This window comes from Rhodoferax lacus (assembly GCF_003415675.1).
GTDB classification, from domain to species: Bacteria; Pseudomonadota; Gammaproteobacteria; order Burkholderiales; family Burkholderiaceae_C; genus Allorhodoferax; species Allorhodoferax lacus.
The window spans coordinates 1-22,679 of sequence record NZ_QFZK01000001.1 but is presented as its reverse complement, the minus strand read 5'-3'; the positions used below and the strand labels follow the sequence as shown (position 1 = coordinate 22,679).

The 22,679-nt window shown below is 61.4% G+C and carries 26 protein-coding genes; 11 read left to right on the top strand and 15 right to left on the bottom strand.

The genetic code is table 11. The features are described from left to right. Positions 1–129 precede the first annotated feature (129 nt). Positions 130–453: a DUF3579 domain-containing protein gene (locus tag DIC66_RS00125; protein WP_117174056.1), complete on the bottom strand. Its 324-nt coding sequence runs from the start codon at positions 451–453 to the stop codon at positions 130–132. A gap of 259 nt (positions 454–712) precedes the next feature. On the opposite strand from DIC66_RS00125, the gene DIC66_RS00120 reads away from it, so the two are divergent. The 4 genes from DIC66_RS00120 (at position 713) to DIC66_RS00105 (ending at position 3,710) form a co-directional block, all read left to right on the top strand. Next, positions 713–1,933: an aspartate aminotransferase family protein gene (locus tag DIC66_RS00120; RefSeq protein ID WP_117172867.1), complete on the top strand. Its 1,221-nt coding sequence runs from the start codon at positions 713–715 to the stop codon at positions 1,931–1,933. Continuing rightward, the gene (argF, locus tag DIC66_RS00115; RefSeq protein ID WP_117172865.1) at positions 1,930–2,901 is read left to right on the top strand and encodes an ornithine carbamoyltransferase; all 972 of its coding nucleotides are present in this window, start codon (positions 1,930–1,932) and stop codon (positions 2,899–2,901) included. The genes DIC66_RS00120 and argF overlap by 4 nt, the downstream gene beginning before the upstream one ends. 19 nt (positions 2,902–2,920) lie before the next feature. Beyond that, entirely contained in the window at positions 2,921–3,337 is a 417-nt protein-coding gene (locus tag DIC66_RS00110) for a VOC family protein (RefSeq protein ID WP_117172863.1), read from the top strand. Positions 3,338–3,398: 61 nt separating this feature from the next. Further along, complete coding sequence (locus tag DIC66_RS00105; protein WP_117174054.1) at positions 3,399–3,710, top strand: YkgJ family cysteine cluster protein; 312 nt, start codon at positions 3,399–3,401, stop codon at positions 3,708–3,710. Here the strand turns inward: DIC66_RS00105 and DIC66_RS00100 are convergent. Further along, positions 3,697–4,170, bottom strand: coding sequence for an SRPBCC domain-containing protein (locus tag DIC66_RS00100; RefSeq protein ID WP_233505731.1), 474 nt, complete (start codon positions 4,168–4,170; stop codon positions 3,697–3,699). The two genes, DIC66_RS00105 and DIC66_RS00100, sit on opposite strands and share 14 nt — an antisense overlap. 195 nt (positions 4,171–4,365) lie before the next feature. Between DIC66_RS00100 and kynU the strand changes: the two genes are divergently transcribed. Continuing rightward, entirely contained in the window at positions 4,366–5,646 is a 1,281-nt protein-coding gene (gene kynU, locus DIC66_RS00095) for a kynureninase (protein ID WP_117172859.1), read from the top strand. A 27-nt stretch (positions 5,647–5,673) separates the two neighbouring features. Then, positions 5,674–6,570 carry a tryptophan 2,3-dioxygenase gene (kynA, locus tag DIC66_RS00090; RefSeq protein WP_420820474.1) on the top strand — a complete coding sequence of 299 codons (897 nt, stop codon included), beginning with the start codon at positions 5,674–5,676 and terminating at the stop codon, positions 6,568–6,570. 18 nt (positions 6,571–6,588) lie between these two features. Here the strand turns inward: kynA and DIC66_RS00085 are convergent, their stop codons facing one another. Beyond that, complete coding sequence (locus DIC66_RS00085; RefSeq protein ID WP_117172855.1) at positions 6,589–7,848, bottom strand: hypothetical protein; 1,260 nt, start codon at positions 7,846–7,848, stop codon at positions 6,589–6,591. A gap of 169 nt (positions 7,849–8,017) precedes the next feature. On the opposite strand from DIC66_RS00085, the gene nudC reads away from it, so the two are divergent. Both nudC and DIC66_RS00075 read left to right on the top strand, forming a co-directional pair. Next, positions 8,018–8,896: an NAD(+) diphosphatase gene (gene nudC, locus DIC66_RS00080; RefSeq protein WP_117172853.1), complete on the top strand. Its 879-nt coding sequence runs from the start codon at positions 8,018–8,020 to the stop codon at positions 8,894–8,896. Positions 8,897–9,017: 121 nt separating this feature from the next. Continuing rightward, positions 9,018–10,721 (top strand): cation:proton antiporter, encoded by a 1,704-nt coding sequence (locus DIC66_RS00075; RefSeq protein ID WP_117172851.1) that lies wholly within the window; start codon positions 9,018–9,020, stop codon positions 10,719–10,721. 30 nt (positions 10,722–10,751) lie between these two features. Here DIC66_RS00075 and DIC66_RS00070 read toward each other — a convergent pair whose 3' ends face one another. Beyond that, positions 10,752–11,564: a phytanoyl-CoA dioxygenase family protein gene (locus DIC66_RS00070; protein WP_117172849.1), complete on the bottom strand. Its 813-nt coding sequence runs from the start codon at positions 11,562–11,564 to the stop codon at positions 10,752–10,754. 142 nt (positions 11,565–11,706) lie between these two features. Between DIC66_RS00070 and DIC66_RS00065 the strand changes: the two genes are divergently transcribed. Next, positions 11,707–11,964, top strand: a complete 258-nt coding sequence (locus DIC66_RS00065; RefSeq protein ID WP_117172848.1) for a type II toxin-antitoxin system Phd/YefM family antitoxin — start codon at positions 11,707–11,709, stop codon at positions 11,962–11,964. Positions 11,965–12,044: 80 nt separating this feature from the next. On the opposite strand, the gene DIC66_RS00060 is transcribed toward DIC66_RS00065, so the two are convergent. From DIC66_RS00060 to DIC66_RS00015, 10 genes are all read right to left on the bottom strand, one after another. Further along, positions 12,045–12,539, bottom strand: coding sequence for a hypothetical protein (locus DIC66_RS00060; protein WP_147321209.1), 495 nt, complete (start codon positions 12,537–12,539; stop codon positions 12,045–12,047). Between the two features lie 77 nt (positions 12,540–12,616). Continuing rightward, on the bottom strand, positions 12,617–13,294 hold the full coding sequence (locus DIC66_RS00055) for a hypothetical protein (RefSeq protein WP_147321208.1): 678 nt from the start codon (positions 13,292–13,294) through the stop codon (positions 12,617–12,619). A 58-nt stretch (positions 13,295–13,352) separates the two neighbouring features. Then, positions 13,353–15,107, bottom strand: a complete 1,755-nt coding sequence (locus DIC66_RS00050) for a GspE/PulE family protein (protein ID WP_117172842.1) — start codon at positions 15,105–15,107, stop codon at positions 13,353–13,355. Positions 15,108–15,110: 3 nt separating this feature from the next. Then, entirely contained in the window at positions 15,111–16,331 is a 1,221-nt protein-coding gene (locus DIC66_RS00045) for a type II secretion system F family protein (protein WP_117172840.1), read from the bottom strand. Next, positions 16,328–16,834, bottom strand: a complete 507-nt coding sequence (locus tag DIC66_RS00040; protein WP_117172838.1) for a type II secretion system protein — start codon at positions 16,832–16,834, stop codon at positions 16,328–16,330. Before DIC66_RS00040 ends, DIC66_RS00045 begins: the two co-directional genes overlap by 4 nt. Then, entirely contained in the window at positions 16,821–17,240 is a 420-nt protein-coding gene (locus tag DIC66_RS00035) for a type II secretion system protein (protein ID WP_233505730.1), read from the bottom strand. Before DIC66_RS00035 ends, DIC66_RS00040 begins: the two co-directional genes overlap by 14 nt. Then, on the bottom strand, positions 17,227–17,712 hold the full coding sequence (locus DIC66_RS00030) for a type II secretion system protein (RefSeq protein ID WP_233505729.1): 486 nt from the start codon (positions 17,710–17,712) through the stop codon (positions 17,227–17,229). The genes DIC66_RS00035 and DIC66_RS00030 overlap by 14 nt, the downstream gene beginning before the upstream one ends. Further along, the gene (locus tag DIC66_RS00025; protein ID WP_147321207.1) at positions 17,712–19,925 is read right to left on the bottom strand and encodes a general secretion pathway protein GspD; all 2,214 of its coding nucleotides are present in this window, start codon (positions 19,923–19,925) and stop codon (positions 17,712–17,714) included. Before DIC66_RS00025 ends, DIC66_RS00030 begins: the two co-directional genes overlap by 1 nt. 80 nt (positions 19,926–20,005) lie before the next feature. Next, positions 20,006–20,554: a hypothetical protein gene (locus DIC66_RS00020; protein WP_147321206.1), complete on the bottom strand. Its 549-nt coding sequence runs from the start codon at positions 20,552–20,554 to the stop codon at positions 20,006–20,008. A gap of 29 nt (positions 20,555–20,583) precedes the next feature. Then, positions 20,584–21,216: a GspMb/PilO family protein gene (locus DIC66_RS00015; RefSeq protein WP_117172828.1), complete on the bottom strand. Its 633-nt coding sequence runs from the start codon at positions 21,214–21,216 to the stop codon at positions 20,584–20,586. 93 nt (positions 21,217–21,309) lie between these two features. On the opposite strand from DIC66_RS00015, the gene gspG reads away from it, so the two are divergent. After that, positions 21,310–21,756, top strand: a complete 447-nt coding sequence (gene gspG / locus DIC66_RS00010) for a type II secretion system major pseudopilin GspG (RefSeq protein ID WP_420820466.1) — start codon at positions 21,310–21,312, stop codon at positions 21,754–21,756. Between the two features lie 24 nt (positions 21,757–21,780). On the opposite strand, the gene DIC66_RS00005 is transcribed toward gspG, so the two are convergent. Further along, positions 21,781–22,092: a c-type cytochrome gene (locus DIC66_RS00005; RefSeq protein ID WP_117172826.1), complete on the bottom strand. Its 312-nt coding sequence runs from the start codon at positions 22,090–22,092 to the stop codon at positions 21,781–21,783. Between the two features lie 23 nt (positions 22,093–22,115). On the opposite strand from DIC66_RS00005, the gene DIC66_RS22825 reads away from it, so the two are divergent. After that, positions 22,116–22,598, top strand: coding sequence for a hypothetical protein (locus DIC66_RS22825; protein WP_158558810.1), 483 nt, complete (start codon positions 22,116–22,118; stop codon positions 22,596–22,598). Positions 22,599–22,679 lie beyond the last annotated feature (81 nt).

Sequence of the window (22,679 nt, the reverse complement as noted above, 5' to 3'; positions counted from 1 at the left end):
GACCTTCACAGGTCCGCCGTTTGTAACGGGTGCGCTGTCAGCAAAGCTAAAAAGCCGTCTTAGGACGGCTTTTTTGTGGGCGAAAGGTTTTGCAGGAACACAGGCAGCAGGCCACCCCGAGCGCTGTGTCTAGGCTGCCGTTGGCTTTTCTGGCGGATGCGGGCGCGTGTCACTGACCTGCAGATCATTGTCCTGTGCAAAGTGCACACAGAAGTCCCAGGCCATCACGTTGTGGTCGCGCAGCTCATGGTGCACGATGACGCACTTCACATTGCCTATGGACGTTGGCACACACCAGGGTGAATAGGCGATGTGGCTGCCAGGGCGCGAGCCGCCCGGGCGAAATTGGCTCATCACACCCGCCAGACGCTCTGCCCAATCACTGGGGCGAAAGGTCTTGCCCTGCTTGGTCACACCCAGGATGTAGAGTTTTTTGGCGGAGGAAGAATCCATAGTGGTCATAAATGCGCAGCGCCTTGGGCGGGAGATTGCAAGTGTTGCAGCGCACAAGAATTCTACCTCCTCGCCTGTCTTCAAGTTGACACAGACTGCCAAAACAATGGGCACCGTGGTGGTGCTTGCGGGCACCCCAAACGGCACCACAATCGCCCCAACAAAGCCCCGTGCAGATGCGCCTAAAATCACGGCTCAACGGCCCAAGCTGCAATTCTGCGTTGGGCCGATTCTTTTTTTATCCATCCGGAGTGCATGCATGTCCAGCGTCCCTGTCTCTTCTGTGCCCAGTTCACCCCACGTGATGAACACCTACGGCCGTCTGCCCATTGCCTTGTCGCATGGCCAGGGTTGCCGGGTCTGGGACACCAACGGACGAGAGTACCTGGACGCGCTGGGCGGCATCGCGGTCAACACCGTGGGCCACAACCACCCCAAGCTGGTAGCCGCCCTGCAGGACCAGGTCACCAAACTGATCCACACCTCCAACTATTACCACATCCCCCTGCAGGAAGAGCTGGCCAAGCTGCTGGTGGAGCGCTCGGGCCTGACCAATGTGTTCTTCTGCTCCACCGGGCTGGAAGCCAATGAGGCGGCACTCAAGCTGGCACGCAAGTTCGGCCATGACAAGGGCATTGAGCGCCCTGAAATTGTGGTCTATGAAAAAGCCTTCCATGGCCGCTCAATTGCCACACTCAGCGCCACCGGCAACCCCAAGGTGCAGGCCGGTTTTGGCCCGCTGGTGGAAGGCTTTATCCGCGTGCCCATCAACAACATTGCGGACCTGAAGGCCGCCACTGCCAACAACCCGAATGTGGTGGCCGTGTTCTTTGAGGCCATCCAGGGCGAAGGCGGCGTCAACCCCATGCACATGGATTACCTGCGCGATGTGCGCGCCCTGTGCGATGAGCAAGACTGGCTGCTGATGATTGACGAGGTGCAGTGCGGCATGGGCCGCACCGGCAAGTGGTTTGCCCACCAGTGGGCGGGCATCAAGCCCGACGTGATGCCGCTGGCCAAGGGCCTGGGCTCGGGCGTGCCGGTGGGCGCGGTGGTCGTGGGCCCCAGGGCCGCCACGATATTTCAGCCCGGCAACCACGGCAGCACCTTTGGCGGCAACCCGCTGGCCATGCGCGCCGGTGTGGAAACCATACGCATCATGGAAGAACAGGGCCTGCTGGAAAACGCCGCCCGCGTGGGTGCACACCTCAAGGCCGCCTTGGCCAAAGGCCTGGAAGCCGAACTGGCCAGTGGTGCCGTAAAGGAAATCCGCGGCCAGGGCCTGATGCTGGGTGTGGACCTCTCAAAACCCTGCGGCGCCCTGGTGCAGCGCGCGGTGGATGCGGGCCTGCTGATCAGCGTCACCGCCGACAGCGTGGTGCGCCTGGTGCCGTCCCTTATCCTGAGCACGGCCGAGGCCGATGAAATCGCCGCCATCCTCTGCCCCCTGATCTCTGACTTGTTGAAGGAAGCCGCATGAGCAAAGCCAAAAAAGTGGTGGCCAGCACCCTGCCCCAAGGCGCACCCCCCTTGCGCCACTACCTGCAGTTCAGCGATTTCAGCACCGAGGAATACGGCTACCTGCTGCAGCGCGCCGCCTTCATCAAGCAGAAGTTCAAGACCTTTGTACGCCACCAGCCGCTGGTGGACCGCACCCTGGCCATGATTTTCGAGAAGGCCTCCACCCGCACGCGCGTGAGCTTCGAGGCCGGCATGTACCAGCTCGGCGGCAGCGTGGTGCACCTCACCACCGGCGACAGCCAGTTGGGCCGCTCCGAACCGATTGAAGACAGCGCCAAGGTCATCAGCCGCATGACCGACATCGTGATGATCCGCACCTACGAGCAAAGCAAACTGGAGCGCTTTGCAGAACATTCACGCGTACCGGTGATCAACGGCCTGACCAACGAGTTCCACCCCTGCCAGATCCTGGCCGACATCTTCACCTACATTGAGCACCGTGGCCCCATCGAGGGCAAGACGGTGGCCTGGGTGGGTGATGGCAACAACATGGCCAACACCTGGCTGCAGGCCGCCGCCCTCTTGGGCTTTCACCTGCGCGTGAGCACGCCCAGCGGCTACGAGGTCAACGAGGTCACCGCCGCAGCCCCGCTCTCGGTCGGATCCAGCAGCTACAAGACCTATAGCGACCCCATGGAAGCCTGCAATGGCGCCGACCTGGTTACCACCGATGTGTGGACCAGCATGGGCTACGAGGCAGAAAACGAAGTGCGCCGCAAGGCCTTCGCAGCCTGGTGCGTGGACCGCAAGATGATGGCGGTGGCCGCCCCCGATGCCCTCTTCATGCACTGCCTGCCCGCCCACCGTGGCGAAGAAGTGGAAGCCGAAGTCATTGACGGACCGCAAAGCGTGGTCTGGGACGAGGCCGAAAATAGGATGCACGTGCAGAAGGCGCTCATGGAGTACCTGCTGCTGGGCAAGCTGTAATTTCACGAAGGGCTGCGCCATGATCGACCACATGACCTTTCGCGTGAGCGATATCGAGAAGACCAAGTCTTTCTACAGCGCCGCCCTGGCGCCCTTGGGTTATGTGCTGTTGGTGGAAGCCAACTACGGCGGCAGCAACATGCTGGGCTATGGCACGCCCGACGCCGCCAACCCGCGCGGCCACAAGATCGACAGCTGGTTTGTGGACGGCCCCTCCCCCTATGGCGGCCATGCGGTGAGCACCGGCTGCCACCTGTGCTGGGCGGCGCCTGACCGCGCTGCAGTCGACGCCTTTTATGCAGCGGCCATGGCCCAGGGTGGGCGCGACAACGGCAAGCCCGGGCTGCGCCCCGAGTACCACGCCGGCTACTACGGCGCCTTTGTCATAGACCCGGAAGGCAACAACATCGAAGCCGTGTGCCACGCGCTGGTATGAACGCCATGCGCTGCCGGTTCAAGCAAATGTGCACTGCTGCGCGCTGCACGCAGGGTTCCCGGTGAGCGCCTGCACCAGTTGCGGCGCCTGCTGTGCCTGCTTCCGCGTGGACTTCTCGGTGGAGGAACTGCAGGAACATGGGGGCAGCGTGCCAGGTGGTCTGGCCGTGGAGGTCAACGCCCGTATTGCCCGCATGCGCGGCACCGACCACCAGCCGCCGCGCTGCGCCGCGCTCAGCGGCAAGCTGGGTGACAAGATTGGCTGCGGCATCTACGAATGGCGCCCCTCGCCCTGCCGGGAATTTGCCGAAGGCAGCGAAGCTTGTAACAAGGCCAGACGCAGGCACGGGATGGCGCAGCTCACGGACCTGTAAGCGCACTGCGGAGGTAAAAAGGCCCAGCAGAATCCGCGTAGCCTGCGGCCACCTCCGCAGCCAGCCGCGCCAGATTTTGCTCATTGGATGGCTCCACTATGTGGCGAACGGCTGCGGCCACTTCCGGGTTGTCAAACACCTGCGTCCATCTCACCAGCGTACCTGTGCCTATGGGAACCAGCTCCACGGTCAGCCGAAACAGCGGCTCGCACACATGGTCGATCACCACCCTGCGCCCCGGCTCGATTTCCGCAAACCGTGACAGGTTGGGGTAGCTGCTGCCGTCCGGCCCATGCATGGTGAATTGCCAGGTACCGCCGGGTTTGAAGTCACAGGTCTCAAAAGTGTTGCGAAAGCCGTCAGGGCCCCACCACCGTGCAAGCCGCTGCGGCGCTGCTATAGCGGCGAACACCGCTGCCGGGTCCGCAGCAATTTCCCGGAAAGTCTGGAGAGTGGTCATGGTGTCTGGCTCCATCTGAATGCACAAAAGCGCATTGTTGTACGAACCTGCGCAGGCTGCTATGGGCCGCCGCAACAATGGGTTGGCAATGATTTCTTTTGCTGTTGGAATTAACCGACACCACAGTCAATTCCCCGGTGTTACCTTTGCGGCGCCTCACGACCACCCTGCCCAAGACACCGAGAACACACTGCCATGACCACACTCCAAGAATGCCAGGCGCGCGACGCCACAGACCCGCTGCGCCCCTTGCGCGACCTGTTTTCCATTCCGCCCGGCACCATTTACCTGGACGGCAACTCGCTGGGTGCCATGCCCAAAACGGCCGCTGCGCGCGCAGCCGAGGTGGTCACCCAGGAATGGGGGCAGGACCTCATCAAGTCCTGGAACACGGCCGGCTGGTTCACCCTGCCCCAGCGCCTGGGCAACCGCATTGCCCCGCTGATTGGGGCCGGGCCCGACCAGGCGGTGGTGACCGACACCACCTCCATCAACCTCTACAAGGTGCTGTCGGCGGCCATTGCCATCGCCAAGCAGGACGCACCCGCGCGCCGCGTGATCATGAGCGAGCGCAGCAACTTCCCCACCGACCTGTACATTGCCGAGGGTCTGTGCAAGGCTCAAGGTTTCACGCTCAAGTTGGTGGAGCCCGAAGAGATAACCGCAGCCCTGGACAGCGCGCTGGCCATCCTGATGCTCACCCATGTGAACTACCGCACCGGCGCCATGCATGACATGGCGTCCGTGACGGCGGCGGCCCATGCGGCCGGTGCCCTGGTGGTGTGGGACCTGGCCCACAGCGCAGGCGCCGTGCCAGTGGATCTGCAGGGCGCCGGTGCCGACTTTGCTGTGGGCTGCGGCTACAAGTACCTGAACGGCGGCCCTGGTGCCCCGGCCTTCTTGTGGGTCAGCCCGCAGCACGCCGAGCGCTTCTGGCAGCCGCTCTCGGGCTGGTGGGGGCACGCGGCGCCCTTTGCCTTCACACCCGACTACCAACCCGCCCCCGGTGTCACCCGCTACCTGTGCGGCACCCAGCCCATGGTCAGCCTCTCGCTGCTGGCGTGCGGGCTGGATGGCTTTGAGGCAGCTGAAAGTTTGGGCGGCATGGCGGCGCTGCGTGCCAAATCGCTGGCACTGACCGATCTCTTTATCGCGCTGGTGGAAGAGCGTTGCCAGGGCTATGGCTTGGGGCTGGCCACACCGCGCGAACACGCACAACGCGGCTCCCAAGTCTGTTTGACACGAGAACACGGAAGCGGAGCCTTCGCCATCATGCAGGCCCTGATCGGCCGCGGCGTGATTGGTGACTTCCGCGCCGGTGACGGCGGCGTACACAAGGACATCCTGCGCTTTGGCTTTACCCCGCTCTACATTGGTTTCGAAGACGTGTGGAACGCGGTGGAGCAGTTGCGCCTGGTGCTGGCAAGCGCTGAGTGGCAAAGGCCCGAGTTCAACCAGAAACATGCGGTGACCTGAATGAGCAATACACACTCGGGCTGCCCGATGCATACAAGCCCCGGCGCCGTTCCACACAACGTGTCAGACAACGCACAGGGTGAGGCCCTGTCCCCCGAAGACATCGTCGCGCAAGAAAAGGCGCAGCTCGATTTCAGCAATGACATGAGCTATGGCGACTACCTGCACATTGACCAGGTCCTGAGCGCGCAACACCCGCTCTCGCCCGCGCATGACGAGATGCTGTTCATCGTGCAGCACCAGACCAGCGAGCTGTGGATGAAGCTGATGCTGCACGAGCTGCAGGCCGCCATTGCGCACATTGCAGAAGACCGCATGGCACCGGCCTTCAAGATGCTGGCGCGCGTCAGCAAAATCATGGAGCAGTTGGTGCACGCCTGGGACGTGCTGGCCACCATGACACCACCGGAGTACACGGCCATACGCCCCTACCTGGGCCACAGCAGCGGCTTCCAGAGCTACCAGTACCGCTGCATCGAGTTCTCGCTGGGCAACAAAAACGCGGCCATGCTGCAGCCCCATGCCCACAGCCCGGAGCGCCTGGCGCTGGTGACGGCGGCCTTTGAGGCGCCCTCGCTATATGACGAAGCACTCAAGCTGCTGGCCCGGCGCGGCATTGCCGTGCCCCCAAGCCATGTGCAGCGCGACTGGACCCAGCCCTATGCGGCCAGTGCTGACGTGGAGCAGGCCTGGCTGCAGGTTTACCGCAATCCCGAACAGCACTGGGATCTGTACCAACTCGGCGAAGAGCTCACCGACCTGGAGGACGCTTTTCGCCTCTGGCGCTTCCGCCATGTCACCACGGTGGAGCGCGTCATCGGCTTCAAGCGCGGCTCGGGTGGCACAGGCGGCGTGAGCTACCTGCGCAAGATGCTGGACGTGGTGCTGTTCCCCGAAATCTGGACGCTGCGCACCCAGCTGTAGCGCGGGTCCCGCGGCCGCTTACAGGGCAGGCTGCGTGCGCTTCCAGCTGAAGGGGCCAAAGGCGTCCAGGCCATGGGCTGCGTTGGCCCCCGGGTCGATGCGCAGGCTCAGCCACTCCAGGGGCTGGGTTTCGCCATGCACCACGATGCGGTGAAAGTTGGGCACCTTGTAGCCATGGGCCTGGGCCATGTAGGCGTCAACCGGGCTCTTGCGCGCGGTGATCATCGCCTCGGCACGGCTGTCCGTGCAGGGCACTGCGGGCTTGCCGGATTCAACTTCAATGGCGCACAGCGCACCCTTGGCCAGCGGGTTGTCAGAGCGGTAGGTGTGCGAGTCGCCCTGCACCATCAGCACCGGCATGCCATAGGCCTTGGCTCCCTCGGCAATCTTGTCCAGGTAGGGCTTGTAGCCGCTCAGGTGCGCCGCGCCGCTGGCGGCGTCGTCCACGTCCCACATGTCCGCCTGTGTCAACAGCACCATGCCGACATAGCCCTGCGTCGTGGCGCGGTTGTAGGCGGCATCAATCCAGCGCAGCGTGGCGGCGGTGCGCTCTGTTACTTCCTGCTGCTGCTCGGCGCCCATGGCCGGGGCACCGTACCAGGGATCGGTGCCGTTGTTGGAGCCGCCGGGGATGTTCAGGGTGACGAACAGCACACCGGACTTTTCCCACCAGACGTTTTCCACAAAGGCCTTGTCCGCCGGGTTTGCCGGGTTGAACTCTACTGCCTGGCTGTGCGCCTGCAGGGGCGCGCCCAGGGTCTGACCGGGCTTGGCAAAAAACTGGGCGCGCACCAGCGCCAGGTTGGCCACCGGGTTGCCCTTGGCATGGTTCACGAACTTGCCGCTGGCATCCACCACGTAGTCAATCACGCCCGTGGCCTTGTTGAAGCTGCCCCCACCTTCCTTGGCCTTGTGGCAGTCGGCCCACTCGTTGTCGCCAGGGGTGTAGACGAGTGGCTTCTTGAACGCCGTCCATTGCTCATACACGGCCGTGTTGTATTCCTGGGTGCAGTACTGCTTGCCCGCATGGATGTCGCCAATGTGCGCCACCAAGGACACATCGGCGTCGGCGTTCAGGGCCGCCACAAAACGCGGATGCAAGACCATTTGCCGGGTATCTGTGGGTGAGGTGCCATAGGGCACGTCGCCAATCACAGCCACGGTAAACGCAGCCGCTGCTTGCGCGTCCGGCTTGCTGTGCATGACGCTGCAGGCGCTGAGGGCCGAGACCACTGCAATTACCAGGGCAAGGCGTTTCAGGGGAGAGGGTGTATTCATTTTTTTGAGAAGGTGAGGTTCTGTCCAAGACCAATGCGACACTTGTGCCCGTACCATTGGGGCACACCCATATGTCATTGCTGTGACACGCATTTCCAAAGCTGCCCCACACGAAATGCGCGCTGCAGTCGGCGTTATAAAGGCAGCTACCACCAGACAAGGCAAACGCATGACACCTGAGACGCCCGGCTTTAGCGGCAACACCCTGGACCGTGCCGACCACCTGCGTGCCGACCCGCAAGCCCTTGCGGACCTGCTGTGCCACAACGGCGCGCGCTGGTTGCACATGCAGGGCTTTGACCCGGTGCTGACCGAAGACGGCGCGCTGGACTGGTCCACAGCCCCTGCCACCGACGCACGCGCGGACGCCATCCTTTTGGGCCTGGTGGATGGAGCCCCCTGCTTCGTTGTGCTGGAAAACCAGACTATCGAGGCGCCCCTGTTCCGCTCGCCCCGCGTGATGCAGGTGCTGGCCACCCTGGGCCCGGCCGAGATGGCCATTTATGGCACGGCCAGAAGCCTCATTGACTGGCACGGCAAGCACCGGTTTTGCGGCAAATGTGGTGCGCCTACGAGCGTGCAAAGAGCCGGTTGGGGCAGGCGTTGCGGCGGCTGCGCGGCCGAACACTTTCCGCGCGTGGACCCGGTGGTCATCATGGTGGCCGAACACGCGGGCCGCGCCCTGGTCGGGCGCCAGGCCAGCTGGCCCGAAGGCCGCTATTCGGCGCTGGCCGGCTTTCTGGAGCCGGGTGAAACCATGGAGGAAGCAGTGGCCCGTGAGCTGTTCGAAGAAGCCGGTGTGCGCGCAACCCAGGTGCGCTACGTCACCAGCCAGCCCTGGCCCTTTCCGGCGCAACTGATGCTGGCCTGCATTGCGCAGGTGGACAGCGATGCGCTGACCATTGCCACCGATGAGCTGGAGGGTGCAATTTGGGTCACGCGCGATGAGGTGCTGGCGGCTCTGGCGGGCGCACCTGATGCCAAATTTCTGGCGCCGCCGGCGTATGCGGTGGCGCACTCGCTGTTGAAGCACTGGGCGCTGCGCTGACACTGTGGAGCGGGACTGCACTTGCGTGCAGCGACAAGTGGCCCCACATGGGCTGCGGCTGCGCACCGGGCCTGTAACATGGGCTTTCCATCATCACAAGAAAGTTCCCACAAGGCCCTGCATGGATCACAGCATCTCGTTGATAACCACCCTGACCGCCGGTTTTTGTGTCGCCCTGGCACTGGGGTTTGTGGCCGAACGCATCAAGGTACCTGCGCTGGTGGGCTACCTCATCGCAGGGGTGGTGATTGGCCCGGCAACGCCGGGCTTTGTGGCCGATATCAGCATTGCCTCGCAGCTGTCGGAGATCGGCATCATGCTGCTGATGTTTGGCGTGGGCCTGCATTTCTCGCCCGATGACCTGCTGGCGGTCAAGCGCATCGCCATTCCCGGGGCCGTAGTGCAAATGGCGGTCACCACCGGGCTTGGCATGTTCATGGCCTGGCAATGGGGCTGGAGTGTGGGCGGCATGCTCATCTTTGGCCTGGCACTGGCCTGTGCCAGCACCGTGGTGCTGCTCAAGTCACTGGAGGCACGCGGGCAGATGGACACCATGAGCGGGCGCATCGCCATGGGCTGGCTGGTGGTGCAGGACCTGGCCACCGTCATGGTGCTGGTGCTGCTGCCGCCACTGGCCACAGCCCTCGGAGGGCCCGCTGCGCTGGTTGGCAATGCAAAGCCGCTGTGGATGACCGTGGGGCAAACGCTGTTGCAGGTGTCGGCCTTTATCGCGCTGATGCTGATCGTCGGGCGGCGCCTGCTGCCCTGGCTGTTTTGGCAGGTGTCGCGCACCGGCTCGCGCGAGCTGTTCACGCTGTCGGTGATCGCCACGGCCATCGGCATTGCCTACGGTGCCTCGGCCCTGTTCAGTGTCTCGTTTGCGCTGGGTGCGTTTTTTGCCGGCTCGGTGATGCGGGAGTCGGAATTCAGCCACCGCGCAGCACAGGAATCGCTGCCCCTGCGGGATGCCTTCTCGGTGCTGTTCTTCGTGTCCGTGGGCATGTCGGTGGACCCGATGGTGCTGCTGGACCAGCCGCTGCGGGTGCTGGGCGTGGTGGCCATCGTCACCGTGAGCAACCCCCTAGTGTCGCTGGCCCTGGTGCTGCTCCAGCGCTACCCCCTGAACACAGCGCTGACCATTGCCGCAGGTCTGGGACAAATCGGCGAGTTCTCCATCATTCTGGGCGGCCTCGGTGTATCGCTGGGGCTGCTGCCCAAAGAGGGCATGAGCCTGGTGCTGGCCGGTGTGCTGATCTCGATTGCGCTGAACTCCTTTTTGTTCCGCGCGGTGGAGCCGCTGCGCCGCTGGATTCTCAGGCGCTCCAGCCTGGCGCGCCAGTTGGAACAGCGCCAGGACCCCTATGCCGAGTTGCCCGGCACCACCGAGCGCAAGTACCTGGAGGGCCAGGTGGTGCTGGTGGGATACGGCCGCGTGGGCAAACGCATTGCCCGGGCCCTGGAGTCCAACGGCATACCCTATGTGGTGGCCGAACAGAACCGCGATGTGGTGGAAGACCTGCGCAAGAGCGGCCGGGCCGCCGTCTCCGGCAACGCCGCCGAACCAGCTGTGCTGATCCAGGCCCATATTGCGAATGCCGCCATGCTGGTGATTGCCACCCCAGACGCCCTGCATGTGCGCCAAATGGCCGATACCGCCAGGACACTGAACCCTGGCATCGAAATCATCATGCGCACGCACAGCGAGGAAGAGTCGCAGTTGCTGCGCAATGAACAGGTGGGCATGGTGTTTTTTGGCGAGGAAGAGCTGGCCAAGGGCATGACGGACCATGTGCTGGAACGTTTTGTGCCGAACCCTGTGCACTGACGCGGTGGTCCGCCCTCCTCTGCCTTGGGCTCACGCTACCAGGGGAAACAGCGCATCCTCCATCACCGCCCCATCGGCCAGCCGTTGGTCCAAGCCCGCAAATGGTGGTGAGGTGCGCCAGGGCCGCACAGCGTGGCGGGCGTCATCACCAAGAAAGCGCGCCGAGAACACACGCCTGCGTTGCTGGGGGCTGACGCCGCCACTGGCATGCAGCGTGAGCATGTGAAAAGCCACCGCATCGCCGGGCTGCAAGGCCCAGGCCAGTTGCTGAAATTGCTGGGGGTTGGCGTCGATGGCGGGCAACTCGGCCAGCGTGCCATCCGGAAACCATTTGGCCTGGTTGTCGCGGAAGGTGCGCGGCATGTACCAAGTGCCTGCATGGGACCCCGCCACAAAGCGCAACGTACTCTCCAGGCTCACCGCATCCACCGGGATCCATAGACTCACGTTCTGGCGGCCACTGACGTTGTAGTAGGGCTGGTCCTGGTGCCAGGGTGTGGCCTGGCGGGTGCCGGGTTCCTTGACCAGCAAGTGGTCGTGGTAAATGCGCACAGTCTCGCTTTGCATCAGCTGCTTGGCCACAGCAGGCAAGGCCGAGTGGCGCATGAGCGCCTCGTAGTCTGGATTGCTTTGCCAAGTGCAGAAGTCTTCCACGAACTTGCCGGGGTCATCGCCCTGGCTGGCGACCTGGGCCAGCGGGCTGAGGTGGGCCAGGTTGTGTTCTATGCCCTGCTGCAGTTGTTCGACCTGGGCCGCGTTGAGCACGCCGCGCAGCACCACGGCACCGTCGCGCTGGTAGTCGGCCACTGCGCTGGTGGGGAGTTGAAAGGGCTGGTTTGTCATACCGCTATTTCACCAGCAAATGGCACCGCTAAGCGTTCATTGGCAAGCGGCCTTCGCGGATCGTATTGGCGTTCTCCCTGCCCCATACGTGCATCGAATGCATAGAATTCGCACTTGTACGCAATGAAAAGAGGCCCGAGCTATGCCAACCATTAGCGCTACCGAGTTGACCAGAAATACCCGTGAAATTCTGGACCGTTTTTTCAAGCGTGGTGAGACGGTCACGATAGAGCGCAACCACACCTTGATTGCCCAAATCATGCCGCTGCAAAAGACCCTGACAGCCGCCCAGGCGTTCGCCGGCTTGACGTTTCCAGCACTGACCGCGGTACAAGCAAAGACGTGGCTGAAGGACAGCCGGGAAGGTTTTAGCGATACGGTGTCCGATCTATGGGCATGATTCTCGACACCTTCATTTGGTGTGGCCCGGCAGCCGGTCAGGTGAAATCAAAACAGGCATGCCCCACTTGGCTACGCTGACTACTGCACGATCACACTGACACGAACACTCCAATGCGCCTTGAAGACTTGGCCTTGCTGAATCTGGGTTTGGCCGCCCAGCGTATATGCCAAATTACCCGGCCCGGGTTTAAGGGATGACTGGGCAGCCGACACTCCGCCCAACTTCCAGGGCTTTGACTCAAAGCCCGCATTGAGTTGTTCTGTGACTTGTGTGGCCTGGGCCAGGGAGTCCATCTCATAGTCCAGCCGAAGAATGTCTGCCTTGGTGTCCAAGCTCATACCAGTCAGCCGCACGCCGGCAATTTTCAGGTTCTCGACAGCAGCAAATGCCGGGTTCAGATCCAGCTGCAATTGTTGTGCAGCTTGCATGGCACTTGCGTAACGCGGATCCGGCTTGGCAATCGCAGGCGCACGCAGACGTTGCATCTCAGCCTGTGCTGTCGCAATGGCGCGCCCTTCCGTTTCCATCTCTCGCCGCACGTCAACCCACTGCAAACCGAGCACACCCAGCATGGCCAGAATTGGCAGCAACGCACCCGCCCAGACCAGCCGCCAATGCCTGTCTTGTATGAAATTGATTCGCACCGGGATCAAAGCCGACTCCAATACTCTGGCCAAACCCGTGGCATACCACCTTGGGCCTTGCCTGTCCCATGCAATGCAAATTTCAAACTCAGAACGGCATCATCCTTCAAGCCATTGCTAACCATCCAACGCAGTATCGATGCTCGGGCTTCTTCGCCAGGCTCCAAAGAAATCGCCATGCCACTCAGTGAACGGCCGTTAGCCACAGCACAATTGGCCGCAGGACATGCAATCAGCGTGACACCGTCCGGCTCCACCAATGCCAGACCTTCAATCTGCGGCCGCCTGGCCAGAGCGCAGTGGCTGGCAATTGTCCAAAGCGGCTGCAATGACGCCACCACTGCACCGCAGCCCATTGCCCATGCATGCAAGTCCTCCAAGAAGCGCACACCAAGGCTCGCCACAAGCTCAGGGGTGAATGGGTCCGTCGCAACAACTATGTCGGCAGCACTGTCCAGTGCCTGCGCTGCGGCGGCCTGCGCCAGCTGCTGCAATTCACCATACTTTCGCACCCCCTGTGGGACCGCAAAGGAAATCAGCTCACACACATTGGTGCTAAGCGTGATGTGAAGCCGGATGCGCCTCTTAAAAAGCCCGGGTTTCACACCAGCTGGAATAGGCTCCAGCACACCGGCCAATACCCGTTTCAAAGGCCAAGTGATAGGGTGCTCCAAGACCTTCACGGGTGTGCCACTGCGCCGGACCATCGTCAATCCACGGCCCATATAAACGTCCACCCGTTCAAACCAGCCCGACCACACGGCTCACCTCCTCCAAAGTTGTGTGCCCGGCTGCAACGTGCGCGACAGACCGCGCCAACAGGCGCGCGGAAGAATTAGCATATAGAGCAGAACGCAACTCCAGCATCGAAGCCTGGCGCACAATCAAATCACGCACGGCATCGGTAAGTACATGGACTTCTGCCACCACAAAACGCCCCCGGTAGCCCGTGTGCCTGCATTGCTCACAGCCCACTGCCACAGGAAACTGAGTCGGCACCTGCAGTTCCAATGCCTTGAGCTTCTGCACTTCCGCGTCAGTTGGTGCACGCAAATCCTGGCAATGCGGACAGAGCTTGCGCATGAGTCGCTGCACCACAACACCGTTCAGTGCCGAAGCGAGCGCAAAAGGTTCAATACCAAAGTGTTGAAAGCGTCCAAGCACATCAAACAGGCTGTTGGCATGCACCGTGGTAAACACAAGGTGCCCTGTCAGTGAACTTTGCACGGCAATCTGTGCCGTCTCTGCGTCCCGTATCTCGCCCACCAAAATTTTGTCGGGATCGTGGCGCAAGATGGAGCGCAGACCGGTTGCAAAGGTCAAGCCCTTTTGCTCGTTGACCGGTATTTGCAACACACCCGACAACTCGTATTCCACGGGGTCTTCAATGGTCACAATCTTTTCCAGGCCATCGTTGACCTCGGACATGGCCGCATACACCGTGGTTGTCTTGCCGCTTCCTGTGGGCCCGGTAATGAGCAGCATGCCATGTGGGCGCGCTGCCAGCTCACGCAACTGGCTTGCTTCCTCGCCCTCAAAACCCAGCATGTTCAATGTCAGGTTCTGCTCCGCTACGGGATGAACCGAACCGGCCAGCGCATCGCCAGGTGCGCTTTGCTTGAGCTGCGCCTTGTCCAGCAATCTAAGCACTACATCCTCGCCAAAAATGCTGGGCATGACCGACACGCGCAAGTCCAACGCCGCCAGCCCCGGTCGGCTCCAATGGATGCGCCCATCCTGTGGCCGCCTGCGCTCGGTGATGTCGAGTTGGGCCATGACCTTGATGCGCGAAACCACCTCTTCACTCTGCTGCAGGTTGTTCAGGCGTGCCCCTTGCGCCATGACACCGTCCAAGCGGTACTTGACGGCCAGGCCCGCCCTGTGGGTCTCAAAGTGAATGTCGCTGGCGCCTTCCTGGTATGCCTGCAAGATGATGTCATCCACGAACTGCACGATATCGGTTTGCTCAAGCACCTTGGTCGGTTGTGCCGACGCAAGCGTTGGGTCCCCGCCCCCAGATCCCGTGAGCGGGCTCATATCCAGCCCCCGTGCCTCGATCAAGGCATGCTCCCATTGCCCCGCCTTGGCCAAAGCCAGTTGCACATCCTGCAAACGGCTATGGTTTAGGGCGGCTATCGCATTGGGGTGCCACGGATCAGGAGTGAGCAGATAAGTCCGGCCGTCGACACCAACAACGACACATCCCATGCGCTCCACGTGCAGTGCATTGCCGTCTCTCAAGACGTGCGCCCGGCTCCACTGGCTGTCGTCTAAAACAGCCACGCCATGCTGTTCCAGCAAAGCCAATGAAAGCTCCGCTTCATTCACTTTCAAAGCATCCAACAGTTGCTGCCATAGGTCTCCCACCAAACCGACGTTGGAGGCGGCCGCGCTGCCACGAAGCTGCAGCAGCGCTGTGTTCAGCACCGCGCTGGAAAGCGAAGTCGTTGCCACGGGCGTGGATGGTTGAGGTTGACTGGACTGGGAAGTTGCCATGGCTTAGAGCAACTGGGTTGCCATGTCAAACACCGGCATGTACATGAGTATCACAATGCCGCCGACCAGCAGCGCCACTGCCAGCAACAGCAAGGGCTCCACGATGCGGGTCAGGCGTTCCACAAACAGCTCGAACCGTTCGCCATGCAGGCGCGACACCACATCCGCAGCCAGGTGGAACTCGCCATTGCGCTCAGCCGCGCCCATCAGCCTTCTGCCCACTTCGTCGCACAAGCCCGCTTGCGACAGTGCTTGCGAAACCAGACCACCTTGCTCCACACGGGCGCATACCTGCTGCAGCGCCTGCTTGAGGTGCGGCGACAGCGCGGAATCTGCCGCCACCTGCATGGCCTCGGTCATGGCATAACCGCCTTTGATCAGCAGTGCCAGGGCCTGGTACATCATGGCCAGCTGAAAGTCTTCCACCTTTGTCCGAATCCAAGGCACGCTGCGCGCCAAGCGCTGGCAATGCGCACGGGCTGTTCCACTGGCAATCCAGACAGTCAAGACCGCCACCACAGTCAGCAACGCTCCAACCACCAGCGCGCGATTCTTGCCAATAAAGTGGGTTACTTCCACGGTGAACGCAGCGCCCCCAGAGATGCCCCCAGACCCGGTGCTGCGCACGCTCTCGTACATGCTTGCAAAATTGGGCATAACCACCAGCAACAGGAAGACCGATATGGCCAGCCCCACCCCACTCACCAGTGCCGGATAGATGGCTGCGCTGACAATCTTTTTGCGCAGGGAGGCAATCAGCGTGTCAAACCGCAGGTAATCGTCCAGGGCCTCAAGCAAATTGCTGGTGCGCTCACCCGCCCGCACTGCAGCCACCAGTACCGGCGGGGTTTGTGGAAGTGCAGACAGCGCAGTGGACAGCGCCTGGCCTTTTTGCAGGCCCGCCAATAGCTGGGCAGCCAGGCCGCCACCTTTGGCAGACAAGGTGTCCACCGCTTCGACCACGGTCATGCCCGCACGCAACAAGGTGCGCACCTCCCGACAAAACAGTGCATAGGCCTCCCTACGGATGCCGGGCTTGCGCCAAAGGGGCCAGAGACCGCTTGCTACGGTTCTTTGTGGCTGCACCAGCAACACAATCTGCCCGGCTTGCTGCAACCGCGCCCGCAGTGCGGCTTCATCTGTACCGCGCAGAACCTCGTCGCGCACCACTGCATCACCCATGCGCAAATAGCGAACCCGAAACAGAGGATCCGCTGCGCTCATTTTGGCGCTCCGGGGCTTTGTGTGGCCTGAGCCGGGTAGAACGCAAAGACCCAGTCACTGTAGTGCGCAGCGGCTTGCAAAGTAATCGCCGGCAAAGTATCCAGCACGACAGGCCCAGTCCGTATCGGTGCTTGCGCATTGCTGCTGCGCACGCCCCGTATGCCACCGTCCGCGTCGCGAATCAGGTCCCAATCGGGCTTGCCGGTGGTGGGGTCGCGGTATACCTCCCGCAGGTAGCGCCGAATGCCGACCTGACGCTTGTCGTCCAGCAGGTCCTCCAGCTTTTGCGGCAATTTCTTGACGCTGCCGGGTGACGCTGCATAGAAGTCACCAATGGCCTGCACAAAGTACCGTCCGGTCTGCAAAAGGTCTTGCTCCCGCTCACGCTGGGCCTGCTGTGACACATAGCGCATCACGCCACTGCTGGCCAGGGCCAACAAGGCCAGGGCTGCCAGTACGGCAATATAAGTAAAGCCCTGCTGCACCGACTTACCACTGCGCATAGTCGCTCCCGTCACGCGCGCGGCCGGTGGCGCCACTGTGCACATCAAAGACGCCCTTGGCAGCGTCCTTGGGTGGCAGCACCAACCAGGTGTCCGCACGCCCGGTGACCGGGTCTTTGGGCACTTCACGGATATAGCGGCGCTCCACCAGTTCGTTGAGCGTCTCCGGGTAGCGGGACTGGTCCCTGTAGAACTGGTCAATCGCGCTGCGCAGCCCCACCAAGTTGTGCTTGAGTACGGTCTCACGGGCCGTGTCCACCCGGTCCAGATAGCGCGGCGCCACCAGACTGGCCAGGATCGCCAGCACCGCCATCACCACCAGCAGTTCAATCAGCGTAAAGCCATTGGCTGGCCCAGCCCGGCCTCCATGCGCCATATCGCGAAAAGAACGGTTACCACTGCGCATACAGACTTCCATCCAGCGCCGTGGCCTTGGACGTCGAATGCACGTCATACACATCAGCCCCAGGCTCAGGGCGCTCTGCGGGCGAGGCATAGGCACGCAATTGCCAGGTTTGTTCAGGCGGCAACTTGGGGTCGGCAAACGGGTCGCGCGGCACAGTCCGCAGAAAGTACAGCAACTGCCCTTTGTTCTGCGTGCGCGGGTCTGGTGTTCCCATCACAAGCACCTGCAAACTGGCAGGATAGCCAGACCCGCTGCCTGCAACAGACACGTCTTGCCCAACGGTGCGTTTGTATTCATCCAGTGCAGAGCGGATTACCCTCAGCGCCGCCCGCAGTTCGTGCTCCTTGCGAGCCACCAGCAGTGTCTCGCCCAAGGGCATCACGGCGGCGGCCAGCACACCCAATATGGCCATGACGGCCAGCAGCTCCACCATATTGAAACCCCGCTGGTAGGATCGCTTGAATTTGCCCACTATTGCACCTGCATTTTCAGCACCGGCAAAGTGCCCACAGTCACGGGAGTGCCCATGCCGATGGGCTGCAGACTGGTGACCTGCAGCTGCACGGGCCCGGCAGAGCGCGCCCTTAGCCGCAGTTCCACCACCGATGCGCGCCCCATCGCGCCGCTGGAGTCGCTGCGCAAAATGCCTACGCCAATGCGGCCCGTCGCAGGATTCACCGCCTGCGAAAAGCTGGTCACCCCCTCCCCTTGCCGAAAGAAGTCACCCTCCAACACCTCAAGCACTTCCACCTCGGCGCTGGAGAAGCCAATTTCCAACGGAGCTCCGCGTAGCAGGCCACCGCTATCCAGAACCAGGCTCACCTTGAAATCCTCACCCACCTTCACCACCTCTGGCGCCTTCCAAGAAGCCATGACAGGCCCCTCAGGCGCGCTGGCTGCCACCACAGCAGGGGCCACTGCCTTGGCCGGAGCCTGCACCGCAACCGGAGGATTGGCTCCAACGGGATTGCGCTGCTCGGGTGGCAAGAGCAAGCGTGTGTACAGCTCACTCCCCACCCACATCTGCGCCTGTGCAATGTCAGGCCTGGGTGCACTGCGCAAGATGCGCGGTGTCACAGCCAACACCAGCTCCGTGCGTGACTTATCGTCGCGCTGGCTTGAAAAAAGGCGACCTGCAATTGGCAAGTCACCCAGACCCGGAAAGCGGTGGGCATTGGACACGTCCTGCTTGTTCACCAGCCCGGCCAGCAACTGGGTTTCGCCATCGCGCAGGCGCAGCACCGTGTTCGCGTTGCGGGTGCCAATCTGGTAGGCCACCGTCCCCGTCGACGTGCTCACCGGGTTGCCCAGGGTGCTGACCTCCAGGGCCAGCTTGATGGTCACATCATCATCGGGTGAAATGACGGGCTCTACATCCAGCTTTAAGCCCACATCCTGGTAATTCACGCTTTGGCTTACGAAGCCGCTGGCACTGCTGGTGGAGGTAATGATGGGTATCTTGTCGCCAATCAGAATGCGGGCCTTCTCCTTGTTTTTGGCGCGGATCCTGGGGTTGGCCAAAATATTGGTGTCCCCCACCTCGCGGCGCAGGTTCAACACGAGGTTGGGCAAGCTCACGCCTATGCGGTCCCCGTTCAAGGTGCCCAGGCTGTTCACCGTCAAACCGGCTGCCCCCACTTCAGCCAACGGGTTAAAGGTAAAGCTGTTCGGGAAATCCAGCCCCAGGTTGTTGAGGATGGTGGAGCTCACCTCCATCACCTCCAGTTCCAGCATCACCTCCGGTTCGCCCAAGTCATAGAGCGCCACCAAACGCTCGGCCAGCGCCACCACCTCGGGCGCCTCCCGAATGGCCACCATATTGGCCCTCTCATCCACAAACGGGTCTTTGACATGCAACATCGAGCGCAACAAGGCCGCTGTGGTCTGGGCCTGGCTGCTGCTCAGGTAGAAAACCCGCACCACCTGCTCCTGGTGTTCCCGCTTTTTGTCCGGTGTGTTGGGATAGATAAAAACAGTTTGCGGGTCCACAATATTGCGTGCCAATTGGTTGGCCCCGGTAACCAGGTCAATCGCGTCCCCCACCCGGGCGTTGCGCAGATAGACGGTGGCCCGGTTGTCCAGACGCACATCCTTGTCCAGCACAAAGTTCACGCCGCTGCCGCGGGTAATGGCGTCCAACACCGCTGAAAGTGGCGCATTCTTGAAGTCCAGCGTGATAGGCCTTGTTTCACCCAAACCCTGCGTACTACCTGCCTCAAAGCGCAGGTCCTGCTGCAAGCGCCTTTGCAGGGCCAGCAGGTCCGGTTGTTTGGGGGTCGCCTGCAACAGGCCATCCAGCCTGCGTAGCGCCGGCTCCTTCTTGCCTTGCGCCAGCAAGGCGTTCACCTCTTCCAGGCCATTGCGCTGCTTGCGCGCCAAGTTCAGGTCACCCCGCAGGTCCAGCAGCCGGAGGTTGTCAGCGTCCATGGCAAGCGCCCTCTCCAGCACCTTGTCCGCCTGGTCAAACTTGCCACTGGTGCGCAACTGGGTGGCCTCGGATACCAGCCGCCCCATGGCCTCGGACTTGGCCGAACTCAGGCCCGCTCGCAAGGTGGCACTCTCTGGGTATTGGGCCAAGCCATCCTTGAGTGACTGGATGGCACCTTCAAAATTGCCGTCCCGCATATTGGCCGTTGCATCGTCGCGCAGCCGCTGCTCTGCGCATCCCCAAAGCAAAATGGTCACCAGCAATGTCGCCACCAAAGAGCTGCGTGGCAATAGCCTTCTGGAGTGGCTGCTGGGAAGGTATGGGTGACAAGGCTGCTTCATCTCGTCTCGTATTTCTGGGCCGGTGGAATATCCAGCCGAGCTGTTCGGTTCAAGGCCGCGTAGCTGAACTCCACGCTACGCGCGTTGATCTGCGTGACCTTGTAGCCGTTGGGCAACTCAAGGCCCGGCGCCAGTACCAGCGCTGTCTCGCCCATGGTCACATAGACCACCTTGCTGCCGTCCGGTGCTGTCATGCGCCCGGCAAACGCCAGATTCAGCGGGGGGGGCTCTGGTGGTGCCGGTGGCTGCGCCACCACCATGACAGGCGCAGGGGGCGCTTGCGGCGGCTTGGCAAGCGGCAAAGCCTTTGGCGCCTCCGGCATAAACGGGTCCACATCGCTTGGCACCAGCGCTGGCCGATCCAAAGCTTCGGGCAAGGCGGCAGACGTGGTCCCTGCGGGTGCCATCGTTGCCTGCACGGCACGCTCAACCGCTGGCACCACATTGCCAACAGGTGGTGTTCTGATGGTGAGCCACATCAACCCCAAGGCCACCGCTGCAAGCAGCGCCAAGCGATACGGTGAACTTTGATGAGAGAGCTTCATGGCTTCAAATCAGAAGAAAAAGCCAAGCGCTAATCTTTGACATACCAAACCAGGCTGAGATGAACGTCCTGCCGGATGGGATCATTGGGCTGCGCCTGGACTCTAAGTGAGTCAACAGCCAGCGCCGGATAGCGCCCGAGCAAATCCGCAAGCCAGGCCTTCAAAGACTTGTAGGGCGAGGCGGCAGCAATAGTGAAATACACACGCCCGAGTTGTGCAGCGGTGGCCGCCTGCGTGTCGATGGCGACCGTGTTGATTTGAACGCCGGCATCCTGCGCATAGCGCCCCATGTCACGTAGCACATCATCGGCCTGGCGCGTGCTGGGCAAGGTCTGCACAAAGTCAGGCCGTACCGAAACACTGCCTCGGTCTTGCAAGGCGCCCAACGCCATGCGTGTGTCCGCATGCTCTGCCCGCAACCTAAGCAAGTGCCTTTCAGCAAGCTGTATTGCATTCCAACCCAACGCAGCCATGCACAACAACAAAAGCATTGAAAGAATCAGATGGGCACGCAATGGCCAGCGGCCCATCGGCACATAGAAAAACTGCAGCAGGGTGTGGGTGGAATTATTCATGCTTCTCAATGCCGATCCATGTGCTTGAGCCTTGTCGGCGTGCGGGAAGATCTGCTTCCAAAAAAAGAATAGACCGCTGACCGCCATTGGGCAAGCCAAGTTCCCCAGCAAAGATCTGGTTCACCATTTCAACGCCACGGCTTACCATAGCCGCCTGTTCAATACCAACAAGAAGAAAAAATGAGCATGCACAAGACGATTCATACCCCTCAAAAAACCCGGCTCATACGAAATGGCTTCACCCTCTTGGAGTTGCTGGTGGTGATGGTCATCATCGGGCTGCTGGCCGCCTATGTGGGGCCACGCTACTTTGCGCAAATTGGCAAATCGGAACAAGGCGCCGCACGCGCCCAAATTGAAGCCTTGGCCAAGGCCTTGGACACTTACCGGTTGGATACGGGCCACTATCCGGGCAACGATGTGGGGCTCAGCGCCTTGACGGTAAAACCTGGCAACGAGACCAAATGGCAGGGCCCCTATCTGCAAAAAGAGGTTCCTCTTGACACATGGGGACGCGCTTACCTCTACACCCTGCAAGACGCCAGCGGTGACTTTTCCCTGAAGTCGCTGGGCAAAGACGGACAACCTGGCGGAGATGGCGACAACGCCGACATCTCCTACCGCTAGCAAAGCAAACTGCCTCACCTGCGTCTACTTCTGTTCCAGCACCCAGGCCGCCAACTTCTTGGCTTCTTCCGCACTGACCTGCGGATTTGCCGGCATGGCGTACTTGCCCCACATGCCGGAGCTGCCCTGTGCAATATGGATTGCCAGACGGTCTCTGGCTTCCTTGTCACCTTTGTACCTGGCAGCAATGGACACGTAAGTAGGGCCCACCAATTGCTTGTCGTTGGCATGGCAATTGACGCAGTTTTTGGACTGGGCGAGCTCCGTTTGTGCTACGGCTGGAACAGAAAACCAGGCCACGCAGAGGGCCCAAGAAGTAACAACTAATTTGCGCATGACTACACCTGAAAATGAAACGAATGGGCAGCAAGCGCTACGCAAGCAGGAACGCACAACGCGCTGCTGCCGCGACACTCGCAGGGGGTATGGATTTATGTTCGGGCTTGAAGCTCAACAGTCGCCGATGTGCGTCTGTTGATTGGGGTACAGATCGAACCAGTAAAGGTTTCGTACTGCTTTTTACTTTTCAAAATATCATACACAAGATGCGCACCGCCACCCATTTCTCGTGCACCGGATTTGACAATCAACTTGCAAGTGCACAAACACTTCACGAAAGCCGACAGCAGTCCAATTCGAGAAAGCTTCCCTTCTCAAATCCCGGGGCGATTCAACCCGATGCCCAGGCACCGGCGCATTTGCTGCCGCAGATGGCGCAGGTGCTGGGTGTGAGCGTGGATGTGATCTTGGGTTTGAGTGAGCAACGCAGCCCTAAGCCCATTGCCACCAACCGGTTTGTTGATTCCAGCGTCAATCTGAGCCAGTTTGCAGTCGAATTTTGAGCCACACGGTTTAAAGGTATTTTTGGCTACTCGATTGTGGATAAGTCTACATCTGGAGCTTCCCCTTTCTGTATTTTTGCC